Source organism: Paenibacillus sp. YN15, from assembly GCF_003285005.1.
GTDB lineage: Bacteria > Bacillota > Bacilli > Paenibacillales > NBRC-103111 > Paenibacillus_AR.
Genome location: NZ_QMFA01000029.1, coordinates 32,980 through 51,103, shown reverse-complemented (window position 1 = coordinate 51,103; position 18,124 = coordinate 32,980). Strand labels below are relative to the sequence as shown.

Below are 18,124 nucleotides of genomic sequence, written 5' to 3'. Positions count from 1 at the left end.
CCCCATCACCGCCCTACATGAAGCGCTGCCGGTAATCCTTGGGCAGCAGCCCCGTATGCCGTTTGAACAGCTTTCGGAAATAGCCGATATCGGAAAACCCGACTTCCTGGCAAATATCGTTCAGCCGCTTATCCGATTCCGACAGGAGGCTTTTCGCCTTTTCAATGCGCACCTCCGTCAGATAATCATTGATGGTCTGGCCCGTTTCCTGCTTGAACAGAAGGCTGACATAGGAGTCCGTAAGGAACACCTCTTTGGCAATAAGGCCCACCGTCAGCTGGTTGTCGGAGTAACGCTCCTCAATGATTTCCTTGACCCGCTCCGCCAGCTTGAAGGTTTTGCCGGTCCGCTTCTCCTGTATACGCTGGCATACGGACAGCATGTGCCCCTCCAGCATGCCGTGAAGCTCAATGATGGTCTCCTTCGTCAGCAGCAGCTTCCATTGATCCTCCATGGATTCGACAAGAGGCGAATCAATATTCAGACCAAGAAGAAGCTGGTCGGAGAGCAGGAGCATCTGCAGGCACACATTGCGCCCGTAATGGATGCCGTCGGAACGGTTGCGGGACAGCCCGCTGAAGATATCGTCCAGCAGCAGGCGCAATTGGGATTCGTCCGCCGCCTTCAGGCACGCCAGCAGCTGCTCCCGCTGCTTCTGGCCGAAGCTGTAGCCGCCGCCGTCATTCTCCTCCAGACTGTCCACGGTAATCACCCGGCTGCTGCCCAGATACCATCTGCGGGCGGCGATCTCCCTTGCCTGGTCGTAGGAATCGGCCAAGGAGCGGAGCTGCTTCACCTGCTGGCTGACGCCGATGGTCACGCTGATGCGCAGCCAACGGAGCAGATTGTCGCGGATATCCGAAGCCAGGGCAATGAGCCGGTCCCCGAACATTTCCGCCGAACCAAAGGCTCTTAGAATACCTGTGTATTCCTCCGTTTGCGACTGAAAAATATAGCCTTCCATATGCTTGTGAATCAGCTCTTGGCCAATATTCTGCACGGCATAGGAAATGAGCCGCCAGCCCTTCTCCGAATACGAGTCAATGACGGAAGCGGAGTTGTCCACCGAGATCACAATAACCCCGTAGCTAGCATCCGCAGGAAGCCGCAGCTCAAGAAACCGGCTCCTCTCCTCCAGCGCCCCGTCGCTTGTAATTTCCCGGCGGATCAAGGCCATGAAGAATTCCGTCCGCAACAGCGGCAGACTCTCCCTCATTTTCACCTGCATATCCTGCAGCACCAGTTGGCGCACCTCTGATGCCTTCAGCTCCGCGATAACCTTTTCCACCACTTTTTGAAGCTCATCCATATTAACCGGCTTGAAAATATAATCCATTGCATTGAGCTGAAGAGCGGACTTCAAATAATCCGTATCGTCGTACCCGCTGATAAAGACGATTTTGATATCCTGAAAACGTTTTCTAATTTCCCTGGACAAAGCAATTCCATCCATCTTCGCCATCCGGACATCGGTCATCACAATATCGATCCCCTGATGCTCCAGCAGCTCCAAAGCGGCTACTCCGTTATTCGCTTCCCCGGCAATCTCAATGCCGTACGCCATCCAGTCAAAGTGATTCCGCAAGCCGGCGCGAATCGCCGGTTCGTCGTCCACCAAAAGCAGCTTGTACACGCTCCGTCTCCCCCCTGTCTGCGCCTGTTATCCACTTTAAGATAGCAATGGACTTTGGCAAAGTCAAACGAAACATATGTTCTTCCAAAAATTGCGTCTGCTCCGGGAATGTAAACTGAAAGTAACAGGATATGTTATTGGAAGTGGGTGGACTGCTCCGCAAAGTCCCGTATAATGATCACAAAGGACGTGAAAAGTATGATCAATATGAATTTGAAAAAGCTGCGGGAACGGAAAAAATATACCCAGGAAGAGGTCGCTTACCGGATCGGCGTTTCCAGGCAAGCCGTTGCCAAATGGGAAAAAGGAAAAACCGTCCCGGATATCAATAATTGCTTGGCTTTGGCGGAGTTATACGAGGTGGCGTTGGATGATCTGGTCAAGGATTTGGATGAGAAAAGAGGAATGTCGCTTCATCCCAAGGGAAAGCACCTATTCGGCCTGGTCAAGGTTGGGGAACGGGGGCAGATTGTCATTCCCAAAAAAGCCAGAGAGATATTCGCCATTTGTCCCGGAGACAGCCTGCTGGTTGTAGGGGACGAGGCTCAGGGAATCGCGCTGATCCAATATGACAAATTCAAGCATTTTATCGAAGCGGTGCTTCAAGCCGAAGAGCAGACGGAGGAGTAGTGGAGTGGGGAGGGGGAAGTTAAAATGCTGAAAATAGTCCTGCTTGTGCTCTGCGTCATGATCGCCGCCGCGGGCGCACTTGGGGTTTATGCTTACCGGAACATGAATTATGACAAGAAGCCGTTAAAGAAAACCTACAACGCAGGGTATAAGGAAAAGCAGGCGATGCTTGAGGATGGAACCGTGCTGAATTATGCCGAAGGACCCGCCAACGGCCCTGCGCTTCTGCTCATACACGGGCAGTCCATGGAATGGGAGGACTATTCGAGAGTGCTTCCGGGGCTGGCCAAGCATTATCATGTGTATGCCATTGATTGCCATGGACACGGAGAATCCGGCCGCGATCCTTCCAAGTATACAGGGGTTGCCATGGGACGGGATTTTGTCTGGTTTATTGAGCATGTCATCGGCGAACCAAGCGTCATATCGGGCCATTCCTCCGGCGGTCTTTTGGCGGCATGGATTGCAGCCTATGCGCCGGAACAGGTGCTGGGCGTCGTTTTGGAGGACCCGCCCTTTTTTAAGGTGGAGCCTGCTGAAATGCAGAATACATTTGTGTGGCGGGAAAGCTTTGAGACTGTGCACAGCTTTAAAAATCAGACCGCGGTGGAGGATTACGTAGAGTACAGCATGGAAAACAGCTACTTGTGGGGGCTGTTCGGCGATTTAAGGAAGCTTCTGTCCGCCAGCACCAGGAAATACCGGGCCAGCCATCCGGGAGAGCCGCTAAAGCTGTGGTACGTGCCCTACAAATGGATTCACGGCACCCGTTACTTGGATCACTTTGATCTGGATTTTGCGGAAAGCTTCTATACCGGCTCATGGTTTAACGGCTTTGACCAGGAGGAAACCTTGTCCAGGATAAGCTCTCCATCCATATACTTGAAGGCTGCCACCCAATACGGCAAGGACGGAGTTCTCTATGCCGCCAACAGCGATGAGGACGCCGCAAAGGTCCATGCGCTGATCAAGGGAAATGAGATGATCACGATAAAATCGGGACACGACATCCATTTTGAGCAGCCCGATAAATTTATCAAGACTATGGTGGATTTTCTGGATAAAATTAACAGAGACAAACATATGGTTTAGCCTCAGGATGATGACATTGCGACTAAAAGACTCCGTAATTTTCGTATGGACAAAATAGAAAAATAGAAAACCAGAACCCCGGATCACCGGAATTCTGGTTGGATCGCCATTCTAAAAGGCGGATTGGATATTCTGATAACAGGCGGCCTTATTCCGTCCGATGGCTTAAACGGATTGTCTTCACCTCAAAGGGACGCAAGCTTAAGGGGATTCCCGAAGGGCCGAATGCCAGCTCCGTCACCGCCGCTTCCCTCATCGTCGTCTCAACAACCTTCCGTATGGGGATGGAGGTGTTCAAGGTACAGCTTGCACTGGTTCCCATGGACTCGTACAGCCGCAGGATGAGATCCCCGCTTCCATCCTCTGCGGGCTTGACCGTGTCCAGGACAACCGCAGGGCAATCTATGCCAAACAGCGAACGTTCATCTGCCCAGCCCTCCATGGAAATCACCGGCGTGTTCAGACCGTACGCCTCGCGGATCACATTGCTCTCCACGAAGGGGCCATTCCAGAAGGTGAAGGAATACGTAAATTCCTGTCTGCCCAAGTCCGCCGTCATATCCGGCGCCAGGGCCGCCTTCAGCAGCGTAAGATTCATGCTGTTTCCGAGAACGCTGATGCCATATTTGCAGTCATTGAGCAAAGCGCAGCCCCGGTTCGCCTCCGCCAGCGCGCTCCAGCGGTGCTGGCACACCTCGAAGCGGTCCGCATCATAAGTCCGGGAGCGGTGGTTCGGCCGTTTGACATAACCGTACTGGATTTCGTGCATCGCCTCATCGGTATGAATATCTACGGGAAAGCTTACCTTAAGGAGCTTGTGCTTCTCCCTCCACTCGACTGTTGTCTCGAAGTCTACTCTGCGGCTGCCCTGTCTCAGGGTGATCGTCTGCACAAGCTCCGAAGCATGAAGCCTTCGGGACACCCGCAGCTGACCGAACAGCTCTCCCTGGGCAACCACTTCAATAGAAGCCATGTCCGTCAGGGCTACGGGCTGCTGTTCGTACATGATTTCGATCTCCCAGGCGTCGCATACTCCGGGCACATCCTTGTACATCCGGAACACATTGCATGGCGCGGCAGCCAGATTGCGGCCGGTTGACTTATCCAGAATAACGGTGAGCTCGCCGTACTCATTCAACTCAAGGCGCAGGAGATCATTCTCGAGCCAGCCCTCGCCGGCCGCAACCTGCGGCCGCGGCTCTCCGGCAGACGCTAGTTGGGCCTTCTTACCCACCTGCAGAGCAGTCCAGCCGCAGGAAGGCACATCCGCCTCCGCATAGATCCTGCCCTCCACCTCCTGCAGCTTAAGCTCCTTCCCTGCGGAGTCAACCGCTTGTGCTGTCCCCGGAGGCAAAAGCACCAGCTCCCTTCTGTCCCATCCAGTGCTATTGAATACTGTAATCCAGCCCGGCCGGTCCTGAAGCAGGCTGGACTGCGCCTCATGCCGGACCTCCGCGTTGTGCCCCCACAGCTTCCGGTAGCTCTCCTCCGCTTCCACAAAAACCTGATGAATGGAGGAGCCCGGCAATATATCATGGAACTGAAGGAACAGGAGCTCCTTCCAGATCCGGTCCATCGTCTCCCGGGGGTAGGCATAATTCTGCACAATTTGGGCGGCGGCTCCCCACAGCTCGGTCTCCCTTAAGGCGGTTTCACTCCTCCGGTTCCAACGCTTCATGCGGGCCTGGGAGGTATATGTCCCTCTGTGGGCCTGGAAGTAAAGCTCCCCTACATAAGCAGCCTCCGGGAATCCCCTTGCCTCCAGGTCTTCGAAGAAGTCCACCGGATGGCTGATCTTCACCCGCGGCACCCCCTCCAGATCCCGGACCCGCCCCAGAAACTCCAGATGATCGCGGGTTGCGCCTCCTCCCCCGTCTCCATGGCCGAAGGGATACAGGAATGAGGATACCCCGTCCTTCTGCACCCGCCGGCTCCATACCTCCGTTACCGCCTCGGGATACATATGGGCGCAATAATTCTCGCACAGTGAAACCGGAACCTCCGTGCCGTCAATTCCCCTCCAGGTAAAGGTGTTATAGGGGAAGGGTTCGCCCGTCACAAAGCTGGACAACAGCTTGGCCGTGGAAAAATACTTGACTCCGCACCCTTTCATGATCTGCGGAAGCGCCCCGGTATAGCCGAATACATCAGGCAGCCATAAGAGCTGGCTGTCGATGCCAAACTCCGAACGGAAAAACTCCATACCGTGCAGGAATTGGCGGATCAGGCTCTCCCCGGAGGGGATATTCGTATCCGCTTCGACCCACATGGCTCCCTCCGGCATAATCTGCCCGTTCCTTACCTTCTCCTTCAAGCGCTCATAAAGCTCCGGATAATCCTGCTTCGTCATCTCATACAGATACGGCTGACTGAGCAGAAAGCGGTAATCGGGGTACTCGTCCATCAGGGTCATCTGGGTGGATAAGGTTCGGGCGCATTTGCGGCGGGTTTCGGCCAAGGTCCACTGATAGCAGATATCCAGGTGGGAATGCCCGAATGCGAACATCTCCGGCGCCGTGGTCCCGTTGGTGCAAGCAAGCAGGGGCTTGAGCCGCTGTCTGGCTGCCGCCGCCGTAGCCAGCATTTCCTCGAAGGGCAGCTCCACGTCAACCAGAAGCGTGAAATCCATCAGCGCCTTATCAATCTGCGCAACCCGCAGGGAATTGGGGTCCAGAAGCCCCCGCACCTGGTACAGCGCCTCTACATCAAGCCATAGCTGGTAGATTTCCTCGTTCCATATCCCATAGGTGCATACCCCCATAGCAGCCTGCTGCGCCGGAGGCTCGGGAATGGTCTCCCTTCCGGGGGGCACAGGCCCCACGTGGGCAACACGCGCCCCATGCCCGGCATAACACTCGATCACCAGCTCGTATTCGGCTTCCGCCTGCGCAGCCCTCTCCAAGGTCAGGATATTTACATGAACCGGGTTCATGGCCTGCCAGGCTTCATACCGTCTGACACAGCCCGCTGCGCGTCCGTTGATGAACACCGTGCTCTCCCCGCCAACGTCCAGACGCAGCACAATTCGCTTCCCCTGGGCGGCCGACGGCAGCACAATGCTTCCCCGGAACCATCCATATTCCCATTTGGCTCCCCATAGGGTACCCGGCGGGAACGGCTGGAAGCCGCCCTTCAGCGCCTCCTCCATCGACAGCCTGTCGAAGGTCGTATACCCCTCCAGCACAATGGTATCCAACGGGGTATAGTAATGTTTGGGCAGTTCATTCTTCCACAGCTCCACCCGGTTTTTCCATTCTTTGCTTAACGTCATGCCCTCGCCTCCATTAAGATCCATGCCTGCCATGATCCTATTGTAATGCCGGACCACAGACGCCTTGAATCCGAGAAAAGGGCAATAACTTAATATTTTCAGACATCTTAAAGTACTTTTTTCTTAAAATCCGTTGGCGATATCCCATAGGTCCGATGGAAGAATTGGCTGAAGTAATATTCACTGGAAAAACCCATAGCCCTGGAGACCTCCTTGACGGTGGCCTCGGTCCGGGACAGCAGCTCCTTCGCCTTCTCCAGCCTTTTGGCGCTGATATACGCCTTGGTTGACATTCCCGTCTTGTCCTTTACGGTACGCAGCACCTGCTTCTCGGACAGATGCATCCATCTGCTGATCTCCTTCGGGCTGACCGGCTCCATAATGTGCTCCTCGATATAGCTCTTGACGAGGGCGAACCGGTACTCCTTGCTTGAGACTCGAACCGGCTTCAGCGGCGAAGAATGGCGGCCCTCCATCCCCCCGCTTAAAGCTCTGGCCGCAAGAATCACAATATCGGAGGCTGCATTGCCGATTAAGCCCACGTAGCCAACCCGGCGGGCTTCCGCCTCCTTCAAGGCCGCTTCAAACCTGGCCAACGCGCCGAAGGCATCGGGACATGGGCCGCAGGGGGTTTGATGCAGAATCTCCAGGAGCTGCGCCCCCTCCGTTGCCTCCTCCGATTCCAGGAACATGTCCACACAGAGACAATACTCCAGGTAGCCGGCGTCTCCGGCGCCTGTTTGCTGATGGTAGACGCCTGGAGCGGTGACGTATAATTCCCCTTCCTGCACCAGGAAGTCCCTGTCGTCCAACAGAACGCGGCTGTTCCCGGAGCGGACAAGATGCAATTCATAATAGGAATGGACATGTCTCGGAATGGACCACCCGGCTCCCGGATGATGCATGGTGCGGAACCATTGAATATGGGCCCGCACATTATCCAATTCAAAGCGGATATCAAGCTCCGTTAGCCGGTCGGAGGCAAACTCCTGCAATGCTGATCCCCCCCCTTTTTCAAAAATAATCTGGTCATCGCACTTTGTTGGATTTGTTAATGAACGGCGGCGATTGTTCTATTTAGGCAAATGGCCCCTTGCTTACGGATGTTAATCTTAAAGAGATCAGTCCCTAAAGTCTTTCTGATCAATTTCTCATATTGCTCAATAGAAGTATTGGGAATTATCGCTAAGATGACACCCGCGAACCCGCCGCCATGAATGCGACAAGCCCCCCTGCCTATCGTGTCTATAAAGATTTCTGTAAGAGCTAGGGCAACGGATACCGCTTGTTCCCGCGGTTCTTGATTAAGATAACAATTCTGAAGCCACTTCCATGAGGAGTTGCCGGATTCCTTGATTAGGATTAAGAAACGATCAAAGTCATTGGATTTTAAGGCCTCAACCTGCATGTCCACACGCTCATTTTCCTTATAAAAATGAAGGGCGCGCAGCACAGCTCTATCGCCAAGCTTTTCTCGAAGTTGGCACAAATTGGCTAATATATCCTCTATGGATAAATCCATGAGCACTTTTTTCCCCAGAGCTTTTGCAACTGAAAACATCTCGTTGGGGACAGAGGCATAAGCATCTGTTAAATCCGCGTGGTTTCCGCCTGTATTCACGATAACAAGACTAAAGTTGTCTTTGCTAAAATCATAGTCAATTTGTTCGACTAACGGAGTGTTGGGATTCCCAAAGTCTATCGAAATGGCACCTCCGATTGCACATGCCATCTGGTCAAGGAGGCCCGAGGGTTTATTCCAATAATGGTTCTCCGCATATTGACCGATTTTTGCTAAAGTAATCGGATCAATTGAACCCTCGTTATAAAAATCATTCATGATTGAGCATAACAGCATTTCAAAGGATGCTGAGGAACTTAATCCACTGGCTGACAATACATTGCTGGATATGTAAGCATCCAACCCGCCCACCTTAAATCCAAATTCAAGGAAACCTGCACAAATACCGCGAATTAACGCTGCCGTGCCATTATCCCCCGGATTCTGTTTGAGGTCTGTAATACTGATTATAAACTTATCTGTATAACTTTCTGATAAGATGGTTATCGTGTCTTCATTAATCTGTCGTGAGACGGCAATCGTATCATAGTTGATGCTGCCAGCCAGCACTTTCCCGTAATTGTGGTCAGTATGATTCCCGCTAATTTCAGTTCTTCCCGGCGCACTAAATAAACTTACTTTCCCTTCACCGAATTCCTTCCTGAATGATTCAAGAAGGCTTAGGTACCTTTGCTTTTGAATTGTATACTCATTGTTGCCGTACATGTCTTCCAACAATTGAGCAAACGAAGAAGATTGTATGAGCTGCTTCGATTCCTCTATGGATAATGAATGCATACTGTAACCTCCCTATTTTTAATCACTTTATTTAGTCAATAAAGAAAGTCCATGAAATTATTATATCGCATACTTCCGTTCCATGTAAATATAAGAATGGTTCACTGCATTCCAATAGAAAAAAGAGGCGCTCAGCGCCCCTATTCTCACAACACATCAAATCCGCCGTGTTCACATTTTTACCGCTTCGCCTTATAAAACTCATGATACAGCTTCATCAGCGCCCGCTTCTCGATCCGCGACACATAACTGCGGCTGATTCCCAGCTCCCTGGCGATTTCCCGCTGGGTCCGCTCATCCCCCCCGGTGTCGAGGCCGAACCGTCCCCGAATGACCTCCTGCTCCCGTTCATCCAGAATATCCAGATGGGCGTAAATTTTGGACTTCTCGATTTTCATCTGCACCATTTCCGCCACATCGTCGGATTCGCTGCCCAATATATCAATGAGCGTAATTTCGTTGCCCTCCTTATCCGTTCCGATGGGATCATGGAGGGATACATCCTTCTTCGTTTTTTTCAGGGAGCGGAGGTGCATGAGGATTTCGTTTTCAATACACCGCGCAGCGAAGGTAGCCAGCTTCGTCCCCTTATCCGGCGAAAAGGATTCGATGGCCTTGATCAGCCCGATGGTGCCGATGGAGATCAAATCCTCCAGGTCCTCACCGGTATTGTCAAACTTCTTGACGATATGGGCTACCAGGCGCAGATTATGCTCAATCAGCATATTGCGGGAGTTCAGATCTCCCCCGGCCATCAGCTTCAGATGCTTTGCCTCCTCGCTTTCCGATAAGGGCTGCGGGAAGGCATTGTTTTTCACATACGAAACCAATAAGGAAAGCTCTTTAATGAATAAGGCAATCATGGCGAAAAATCCCGGCACGGCAGTCACCCCTTGTCAGCAATATGCACCATGCCCCGCTGAAGGAGTAGCATGAGCGTAAGCAAAGTAGTAACAGTTTATGTGGGTATCCGCCTACTTGTGCCTGTACCGCAGGCAAAAAACCAAACGCTCCCGGTTCATTCGATTCCCTTGGGGTAATTGGGTATAATAAACCTTAATTCAAACAGGGAGATCCTGTATGTTTCTCCAACTATGCATAAGGAGGCTTACGCGGCGATGGAAATGGAAATGCTAGCACAGGTAGAGGCCTTGGCCCTCAAGAAGCAAAAAATTTACCGTCAAAGCGTCCTGCGCTACATTGCGAGAGCCATGCTGGCCAGCATGTTCATCGGCTTCGGCGTGATTGTCGCCTTCAAAACGGGGAACTATTTTTTCCTGGAAAAATCGCCTCTCACCTACCCCATGGCGGCTATCACCTTCGGCGCAGCCATTATTCTGATCTCCTACGGCGGCGGAGATCTGTTCACCGGCGACACCTTCTATTACAGTTACGCCGCCCTGCGCCGAAAAATAGAGTGGGTGGAGGTTGCGCGGATGTGGTGCGTCAGCTACATGGGCAATATTCTCGGGGCCGCCGCCTTTGCTCTTCTGATTTATCTCACCGGGCTCTTCAATTCCTCCAGTGTCAACCAATTCCTGCTGGATGTAGTGGCCCACAAGATGGGGGCGCCGGCCAGCCAGTTGTTTTTCCGGGCGATTCTCTGTAATTGGCTGGTCTGCCTGGCCTTCTTCGTGCCCATGGCTATGAAAAGCGACGGGGCCAAGATGTTTGCCATGATGCTCTTCGTTTTCTGCTTCTTCATCTCCGGGTACGAGCACAGTATTGCCAATATGTGCACCTTCGCCATCGCCCTGGTTTTGCACCACCCGGGAACCATTTCCTGGTACGGAGTATTTCATAATCTGATTCCGGTTACCATCGGCAATCTTATCGGCGGCGGCATTCTCATGGGAGTGATGTATTATTACGTAAACAAACCCTTTTTGGATGATTCCCATTAATCTGGCAACAAAAACGTGCAAAGTCGCGTCTATATACATAAAGAGAACAATAGGAGAGATAACATGCCCGTTAACACTGCCCCCTCGTTGGAAAAACCGGGTTGGAAGCGCCACGCGGCCATTCTGGGATATGCGCTGCTGCTTGTGCTCGTAAGCCGTCTTTTGCTGTACGGAATAGGCTATCTGGGATTGAATTTGTTTTCGATATACACCATGGAGCCCACCTACAAAACCTTTGATCTGGGAGACGGGCAGGTGCTCCGGGTTATGGACCTGCCGGAGAAGCTGTCGGATACGCAGGTGCTGAAGCCCTCCCATGTATACAAGTTCGATGTATATTCCTATATGAGCATTGCCCGGGACGGGTACCATACATATCGGATTGACGAGCCTCATCCTCCCGCCAACTGGGTCTTTTTCCCGCTGTATCCGCTTATGGTCAAAGGACTGTCCTATCTCCTCCCCTGGAGTCTGCACACCATCGGATTGGTGCTGTCCAATGTGCTGCTGGTCTTCGCTTTGTACTTCATTCACTTGACCGCCCTGGCCCGGGGAGTCGCCAAGGAAGGAATCGGCTTTATTCTGTTCACGGTGGTGGTGTATCCCGCCTCCATCTACTTTTCGCTGATGTATACGGAAAGTCTGTTTCTTCTTCTCTGTGCGGCAACCCTGTATTTTGCGCATACGAAGCGGTTTTTCTGGGCGATGCTGGCTGCCGGATTGTCCACGGTGACGCGGGTGCCGGGCATAGCCAACCTGGTGTTCGCCGGAGGGGCCATTCTGGTGGAGCTGTTCCGGCGGCGCCGGCTGGTTTGGGCGGATGCCCGGTTCCTGGCTTACGCTGTAATGGCGATATTGCCGATGCTGAGCTATCTGGCCTATATGAAGCATCTCACCGGAGATTTCCTGGCTCCTATGCACGAGCAGGATAATTGGGGGCGGGCCACGGCCTTTCCGTTTGGGAATTACCTCCACTATCTGAGCAAGCCGTACTTCATTCTGGGAGGAGGCGGCTGGGATAACGGTGTCATCTCCTTCGTTATGGCCACCTTCGCTTTGCTGGTGTTTTTCCTCTATGCGGTAAAACATTGGCGGAAGCTGTTCGGCAATTTGCTGGAGCTGCTGTTTTTTGTCTACGGCTTTTTCCTGATCGCCATTCCCTTCAGCAGCTCGCCGGATCTCTTAACCAGCATTGTCAGATACATGATGGTTTCCATTCCCATGTACTTTTATCTGCATGATCTTACGGCCCGCCACCCCATCATCCGAAGCAGCGCGGTTGCCTTGCTGATTATGCTCAATACGGTGATTACCATCTGCTTTGTGAATGAATACTTCTTCGTCGTCTAAAAGATAGGCTCTGTACCCAAATTGACGGGGCAAGGGAACCTCCTGGGGAGGATTCCTTGCCCTATTTTATTGATCATGTTTGGCCGCTCCCGGTTCAATTCCCTAATGCAAATGAAAATTTTGTAAATTTCACCACGAATAAATGCGCAAATGTGCCGTCTCCAAATCTTTCATTTTCTATACAATATATTGACTGCCAGCGAGAGTTGTGCAAAAAATCCCTGTTATGGCACAACTCTCCTGTAAGCCACTTCACATTATTGAAAACTGAGGTGATAGTATTGGCCATTCAATTAAGCAATCGCATTATCAATGGAGGTTTTGAGGGGGGACTAAGCAGCTGGACAGCAGTAAATACCACAACCAGCTCCATCTCCAAAGAAGGCTTCCAGAGCGCCCAACTGCTGAGCGGGCTTCCCGACGCTTCCTTGCAGCAGATGGTGTCTGTCGTTCCGGGGCAAGGGCTCTACGTATCTTTGTCTCTGGGGTATCCCTTCGGCGGGGCAAGCCCCGCGGTTGTTGTCACCGTTAACTATCTCGACAGCTCCCAGCAGTATCTTGGCGCCGGCTATTTGTTGATTGTGCCGCCGGGTTTCTTTACCAACTCGCAATGGCAGGTTTTTGAGGGAGTCACCACTCCTGCGCCTGCAGGAATCGCGTTTGCGCAGCTTTCCGTTAGTTTGGCTCCGCGGCCGGCTACCAGCAACATGCTGGTGGATGAAGTTGTCCTTATGGACGCCGAGGATCTGAATCCTGGAGGGGGCGGCGCTACCGGAGCTACTGGGGCCACGGGTGCTACAGGACCCACCGGCGCTACCGGCGCCGACGGCGTCACCGGGCCCACCGGCGCTACGGGGGCCGACGGTGTTACCGGGCCCACCGGCGCTACCGGCGCCGACGGCGTCACCGGGCCCACCGGCGCTACCGGGGCCGACGGCGTCACCGGGCCCACTGGCGCTACCGGCGCCGACGGTGTTACCGGGCCCACCGGCGCTACCGGCGCTGACGGTGTTACCGGGCCCACCGGCGCTACCGGCGCCGACGGCGTCACCGGGCCCACTGGCGCTACCGGCGCTGACGGCGTCACCGGGCCCACCGGTCTGGCGGGTGATGGAGCCATTATTCCCTTTGCGTCCGGCACACCTGTTGCTTTGAGCACTGTACTTGGAGGTTTGCTTAACACCTCCAGCGCGGTTGGATTCGGACTTAACCTTCCCGGTATCTCCGCAGCCAGCGGAACAATCGATCTGTCTGGTCTGGCCAACTATGCATTCTCCATGCCCAGGGATGGGGTTATCACCTCCTTGGCCGGTTATTTGAGCATTAGCGCCGGACTCAGCCTGATTGGCTCGACTGTAACGGTATCCGCCCAATTATTCCAATCCGCCACACCTGACGACACCTTCGTTGCGGTGCCGGGTGCAGTAGTCACCTTAGCGCCCCCTCTCACGGGATTAATTTCTATCGGAGATGTCAGCAGCGGTATCACCACTGGGCTGAACATTCCTGTCACCGCAGGAACCAGATTGCTTTTGGTATTCTCTGCAGAAGTCACCGCTGGTGTCGATCTAGCAGCCGCCATCGCCGGTTATGCAAGTGCCGGCCTTGGCATTTCCTAAGAGACTTATAAGTAACCCTGCGCCATATTGCGCATCCCTTCATCCAAACCATCCCAAGGCTCGGCTTTGGGATGGTTTTTCTATTTAAAAAATCCCCCCTCCCTCAATGGGCATCTGCTGGACTCCCTACGTCATACATCTCATTGTACGGACCCTGGTTCCGTTATTTCGCAAAAATTGGCCCTTTTTTCTCCGGAGCGGACTCAGGTTCCGCTAAATCTCAGAAACCAGGGATTCTCCACGCTTCTGAAACAGAATAAAGGATCGTCTGTCCGCGAAAATCCAAAAAGACCCTAAATAAAGAAAATAACGGACGCTCTGTCCGCAACCGCAATCCACAACCAATCATCTAATGAGACAAATGCATCATCCATGCCCACCATGCGCCATGGTCTTCTCCCCTCATTACGTCTGCCCTTGATCCCCATTCCAACGCGGATGCGCCATTTTTCGGCGGGGTGCCGCCTGAGGGACTTTACGTGTCACGAAAAGAGGTCTAAAAATGGGACGGCAGATCAATATCCCGCCATCCCTATGCCTGTTCCCCCGTAGCCGCGGCGAACCGCTTGGGAATTTTGAACGAAACCGCCGTGCCCTGTCCCGGCCGACTTGCAATGGACAAGCCGCTGCCATACCGCTTCCGGAGCCTCCGGTCCGTATTCATCAGCCCTACCCCCCTGCTCCCCGGGGAGGCTGCGGGTTGAAGAAGCCCGGCGCAGCGCGCCTCGTCCATTCCCGCCCCGTCATCCTCCACGGCCACAAGCACCGAATCGCCCTCCCTCTGAATCCGCACGGTTACCTGCCCTCCTTGGGAGCGGGACAGGATGCCATGCTTCACCGCATTCTCCACCAGGGGCTGAATCGAATAGGGCGGAAGCATAAGCCTGCTGGTTTCCGCTTCCTCCTCCAGCTCCCACTTCACAGCCAGCCGCTGGCCGAACCGCTCCTGCTCGATATAAAGATAAGCCTTGACCAGCTCCAGCTCATACCGAAGAGGAACCACGTCTTTGGTATTGAGAAAATCAAAGCTGATCCGCAGATACGAGCTGAATGCATCAATCATCCGGCGCATGCGCTCTGCATCCAGATTCCCCAGAGCGGAGATGGAGTTCATGGCGTTGAAAAGAAAATGCGGCTCGATTTGGGCTTGGAGATAGGCCCCCTCCATCCGCAGAAGCTCATCCATGGTTTGCTTCAGCCGGGTCAGGCCCTCCACCCGGGTCCGCAGCTCCACCGCATTCACCGGCTTGGCAACGTAATCATTGGCTCCGGCCCGGAAGCCTGCCTGAATGTCCTCCGGGGTGCTGCGGGCCGTCAGGAGCAGCACAGGCAGCTCCAGCAGGGAGTAGCGGGTACGCAGGATAGCCGTAAGCTCATAGCCGGACATGCCCGGCATCATCACGTCGGAAATCAGCAGGTCCCACTCCTCCTCCTCGATTCGCTTCAACGCCTCCCGCCCGCCGCCGGCAGTAGCAATCCGGTACTGGTCCGGGGACAATACCCCGGTAAGAATCTTCAGATTTACCGGATCATCGTCCACCATAAGCACCCTGGGCTTGTCGGTCCGTCCCGGCAGATGGGCAGCAGGCGGAAGCTCCGGTTGTTGAGGGAAACTCTCCTCCTGGAGCGGACTGCAAGTCTCCGCCGGAGCCGCAGCCGTCTGGGCAAGAGGCAGCCGGAAGAAAAACGCCGTTCCTTTGCCGGGGGCCGTCTGCAGCTGGATCGTACCGCCATGGAGCTCAACCAGCTTCTTGCTGATGGACAGACCCAGGCCAAATCCCCCGCCTGCGGCGCTATAGCCGGATGCCCTTTGCTCATAGGCCTCGAAGACTTTCCTGGCGGCAGCCTCATCCATGCCTATCCCCGTATCCCGCACCTCCAGCTCCGCCTCCTTGCCGGCCAACCGGGCGGAAATGGTAACCGAACCTTCCTCGGTGAATTTCAATGCGTTGTGGACAAGGTTAAAGAGAATCTGGATCAATCTCATCTCATCCGCCAGCACCGGCGGGAAATCCGGGGCAACCAGCGCCTGCAGCCGCACCGGCTTCTTTTCCGTCAGATAAGCCAGCATGTCAATCACACCGGCAGCAAGGGGCTGCAGCTGCACCGGAGCAAGCTGCAGCTTGACGCCCTTCTCCCTAAGCCGCGCCTGCTCCAGAAGATCGCCCAGCATCCACGACATCCTGCCGCCGATGGTCAGGAGCAGTTCCAAATTCCGGACAACATCGGCTCCTCCGGTTTTTCGCTCGCTCTCCAGCAAGGTCTGGGCAATATTCATCATGCCGTGAAGGGGATTGCGCAGCTCATGGGAGGTGTTGGCCAGGAACTCATCCTTGCGCCGATCCTCCTGCTGCAATCGCAAGGCCAGCTCCTTGGCTTGCTCCACCTTTCGGAAATACTGCCGCATGGCATACGCGGACAGACTTAGGAAAACCACGATCAGATCCACCGGGTAGAAGCCCATATTAACGGTGGTATGGTTTTTGTAGGTGCTCCAGAGCAGATTGGATACCATGCTCGAGCCTGCCAGAAGCAAATAGATGCTGTCCTCCTTCCCCCTCAGGACAGCAATCACAATAACAGCAATGATGGCCAGCAGGAAGCCCATGGATAGGCTGCGGTTCAACAAGTCAAGCGAGGCAACGGTGCGGGCCGGAAGCAGCGCCGCAAGGAGCATCCAAAAACAGAAGATGCCCATCAGTACCCGATAGCGCCGGTTCACCCTTGCAGGGAGCAGAAGCCTGACAATAAAATCAAAGCAGGCCGCCACCATTACCGGCACCAGAAACCAAGTCACCTTGATTACCCCCCCATATGTGAGGGGAATCAGCTCCATTCCCAGCTTATCGTCGGAGATGAACAAGGTGCCTGCCCCCATCCCCAACCCGAGCAGGAGACTCAGCAAGAGCCGTGAACGGGTTCCCAGCAGATAGGTCATCAGCACCACAAGCATTGCCAGAAGAAGCAGGGAAATAACAGCCCCCTGCAGCATGATACTCTTTGCTTTTTCCCGTTGGATGGCAGCAGCGGTCCCGAAGCTAACGGGTTTGGTGATTCCTCCCTTGTAGCGGTAGGAGCCGTCGGCCGAGACCTGAACCATGATCTCCAATTCATTGCCCGAGGGTACAAAAAAAGCCTCGTACGGCATTACTCCGGAGACAAAGCTTTCTGCCTCCGCGGACGGCTTTCCCGAACCGCCGTAATAGCGGCCGTTCACATAAAGGGCAGAGCCTTGTTTGACATCCTTGAAGGAAAGCCCAAGAACTTCGTGATCCCCTTCCGGAAGCAAAATGCGGAGGCGGTATGTTCCGTAACCATATGCTCCGCCTCCCCGTTCAAAGCGTTCACTGTCCCATAAGCCGGGAACCTGTGCAAAAACCGGGGCAGACCCGGCCTCTGCCTCCACGTGCTCCAGCAATTGGGAGGGGTAAAACTCCCACTCCCCGTCCAGATTCATCGTGCGGCCGCCGGGCAGCCCGTACGGACGCAAATCCAGCACTCCTTTTTGCGCGGCCGGATCAAGGGGTTCGCTGCGGGCAACCAGCCAAACTATCCGCACACTGGTCAGCGCCAGTAAAAACAAAGCAGCCAGCAGCATCATTTTGCGGTATGAATTCATAGGCTCCCTTCTCTCCCCGCCAACTCAACCATTCCGGAAATAAAAAATGGCCAGCTGGGTCCGGTCCCGCAGCTCCAGCTTTTCCAGAATAATGCTGATGTAATTGCGGACTGTGCCCTCGCTTAAGAACAGCTTCTTGGCGATCTCCTTGTTGGACAGCCCATCGGCTACCTGGACGATAATCTCCCATTCCTTCTCGTTTAACCCTAACCGGGCCAAGTCCGCCTTGACGCCCTTGTTCAGCAGAGCCGGAATACGGGTGATGATTTCATCCCCGAATACCCGTTGTCCTCCGTACACCGTGCGCAGAGAAGGCACAATGCTCTCAAAATCCTGCTTCAGTATGTATCCCTTGGCCCCGATCCGGAGAGCCTTGACAATATATTCATCATCGGAAAAGGTGGTCAAAAACAGGATTTTCCGGGAGGGCTCCTCGGCCAGCAGCAGCTCCGCCGCTTCAATGCCCGTCATCCCCTCCATGCGGATATCCATCAGCAGAATATCCGGCCGCAGCCCCCGGGACAGCTCCACCGCCTCCCGTCCGCTATTGCCGACGCCTGCAACCGCAATATCCTCCTCCGCCTCCAAAATCGTTTTGAGCGAAGCCGTTACCAGCCTGTCGTCATCCACAACCACAACCCTCATTC

General features: G+C 54.2%; 12 protein-coding genes. 5 read left to right on the top strand and 7 right to left on the bottom strand.

Going from position 1 to position 18,124, the window contains the following annotated elements; genetic code table 11:
* Nucleotides 1-13: 13 nt before the first annotated feature.
* On the bottom strand, nucleotides 14-1,633 hold the full coding sequence (locus DQG13_RS20735; RefSeq protein WP_113021723.1) for a response regulator: 1,620 nt from the start codon (nucleotides 1,631-1,633) through the stop codon (nucleotides 14-16).
* A 198-nt stretch (nucleotides 1,634-1,831) separates the two neighbouring features.
* On the opposite strand from DQG13_RS20735, the gene DQG13_RS20730 reads away from it, so the two are divergent.
* Together DQG13_RS20730 and DQG13_RS20725 are read left to right on the top strand one after the other, a co-directional pair.
* Complete coding sequence (locus tag DQG13_RS20730) at nucleotides 1,832-2,263, top strand: helix-turn-helix domain-containing protein (RefSeq protein WP_113021722.1); 432 nt, start codon at nucleotides 1,832-1,834, stop codon at nucleotides 2,261-2,263.
* A 24-nt stretch (nucleotides 2,264-2,287) separates the two neighbouring features.
* Nucleotides 2,288-3,355: an alpha/beta fold hydrolase gene (locus DQG13_RS20725; protein ID WP_113021720.1), complete on the top strand. Its 1,068-nt coding sequence runs from the start codon at nucleotides 2,288-2,290 to the stop codon at nucleotides 3,353-3,355.
* Between the two features lie 148 nt (nucleotides 3,356-3,503).
* Here the strand turns inward: DQG13_RS20725 and DQG13_RS20720 are convergent, their stop codons facing one another.
* From DQG13_RS20720 to sigK, 4 genes are all read right to left on the bottom strand, one after another.
* Nucleotides 3,504-6,626, bottom strand: coding sequence for an alpha-mannosidase (locus DQG13_RS20720; protein ID WP_113021718.1), 3,123 nt, complete (start codon nucleotides 6,624-6,626; stop codon nucleotides 3,504-3,506).
* Nucleotides 6,627-6,733: 107 nt separating this feature from the next.
* Nucleotides 6,734-7,621, bottom strand: a complete 888-nt coding sequence (locus tag DQG13_RS20715; protein WP_113021716.1) for an AraC family transcriptional regulator — start codon at nucleotides 7,619-7,621, stop codon at nucleotides 6,734-6,736.
* 56 nt (nucleotides 7,622-7,677) lie between these two features.
* On the bottom strand, nucleotides 7,678-8,985 hold the full coding sequence (locus DQG13_RS20710) for a galactokinase (protein WP_113021714.1): 1,308 nt from the start codon (nucleotides 8,983-8,985) through the stop codon (nucleotides 7,678-7,680).
* Between the two features lie 179 nt (nucleotides 8,986-9,164).
* The gene (gene sigK, locus DQG13_RS20705; protein ID WP_113021713.1) at nucleotides 9,165-9,866 is read right to left on the bottom strand and encodes an RNA polymerase sporulation sigma factor SigK; all 702 of its coding nucleotides are present in this window, start codon (nucleotides 9,864-9,866) and stop codon (nucleotides 9,165-9,167) included.
* A gap of 237 nt (nucleotides 9,867-10,103) precedes the next feature.
* On the opposite strand from sigK, the gene DQG13_RS20700 reads away from it, so the two are divergent.
* The 3 genes from DQG13_RS20700 (at nucleotide 10,104) to DQG13_RS31765 (ending at nucleotide 13,858) form a co-directional block, all read left to right on the top strand.
* On the top strand, nucleotides 10,104-10,889 hold the full coding sequence (locus DQG13_RS20700) for a formate/nitrite transporter family protein (RefSeq protein WP_113021711.1): 786 nt from the start codon (nucleotides 10,104-10,106) through the stop codon (nucleotides 10,887-10,889).
* A 63-nt stretch (nucleotides 10,890-10,952) separates the two neighbouring features.
* The gene (locus DQG13_RS20695) at nucleotides 10,953-12,239 is read left to right on the top strand and encodes a hypothetical protein (protein WP_113021709.1); all 1,287 of its coding nucleotides are present in this window, start codon (nucleotides 10,953-10,955) and stop codon (nucleotides 12,237-12,239) included.
* 281 nt (nucleotides 12,240-12,520) lie between these two features.
* Nucleotides 12,521-13,858 carry an NTTRR-F1 domain gene (locus DQG13_RS31765; protein WP_181592887.1) on the top strand — a complete coding sequence of 446 codons (1,338 nt, stop codon included), beginning with the start codon at nucleotides 12,521-12,523 and terminating at the stop codon, nucleotides 13,856-13,858.
* A gap of 532 nt (nucleotides 13,859-14,390) precedes the next feature.
* On the opposite strand, the gene DQG13_RS20685 is transcribed toward DQG13_RS31765, so the two are convergent.
* Nucleotides 14,391-17,477, bottom strand: a complete 3,087-nt coding sequence (locus tag DQG13_RS20685; RefSeq protein WP_113021708.1) for an ATP-binding response regulator — start codon at nucleotides 17,475-17,477, stop codon at nucleotides 14,391-14,393.
* Nucleotides 17,478-17,501: 24 nt separating this feature from the next.
* Nucleotides 17,502-18,122, bottom strand: a complete 621-nt coding sequence (locus DQG13_RS20680; protein WP_113021706.1) for a response regulator — start codon at nucleotides 18,120-18,122, stop codon at nucleotides 17,502-17,504.
* Nucleotides 18,123-18,124 lie beyond the last annotated feature (2 nt).

Excerpts from the sequence above, each read along its gene's own strand:
- DQG13_RS20685 (WP_113021708.1), bottom strand. The coding sequence starts at position 17,477 with ATGAATTCATACCGCAAAATGATGCTGCTGGCTGCTTTGTTTTTACTG.
- DQG13_RS20710 (WP_113021714.1), bottom strand. The coding sequence starts at position 8,985 with ATGCATTCATTATCCATAGAGGAATCGAAGCAGCTCATACAATCTTCT.
- DQG13_RS20695 (WP_113021709.1), top strand. The coding sequence starts at position 10,953 with ATGCCCGTTAACACTGCCCCCTCGTTGGAAAAACCGGGTTGGAAGCGC.
- DQG13_RS20730 (WP_113021722.1), top strand. The coding sequence starts at position 1,832 with ATGATCAATATGAATTTGAAAAAGCTGCGGGAACGGAAAAAATATACC.
- DQG13_RS20725 (WP_113021720.1), top strand. The coding sequence starts at position 2,288 with ATGCTGAAAATAGTCCTGCTTGTGCTCTGCGTCATGATCGCCGCCGCG.
- DQG13_RS20700 (WP_113021711.1), top strand. The coding sequence starts at position 10,104 with ATGGAAATGGAAATGCTAGCACAGGTAGAGGCCTTGGCCCTCAAGAAG.
- DQG13_RS20720 (WP_113021718.1), bottom strand. The coding sequence starts at position 6,626 with ATGACGTTAAGCAAAGAATGGAAAAACCGGGTGGAGCTGTGGAAGAAT.
- DQG13_RS20680 (WP_113021706.1), bottom strand. The coding sequence starts at position 18,122 with ATGAGGGTTGTGGTTGTGGATGACGACAGGCTGGTAACGGCTTCGCTC.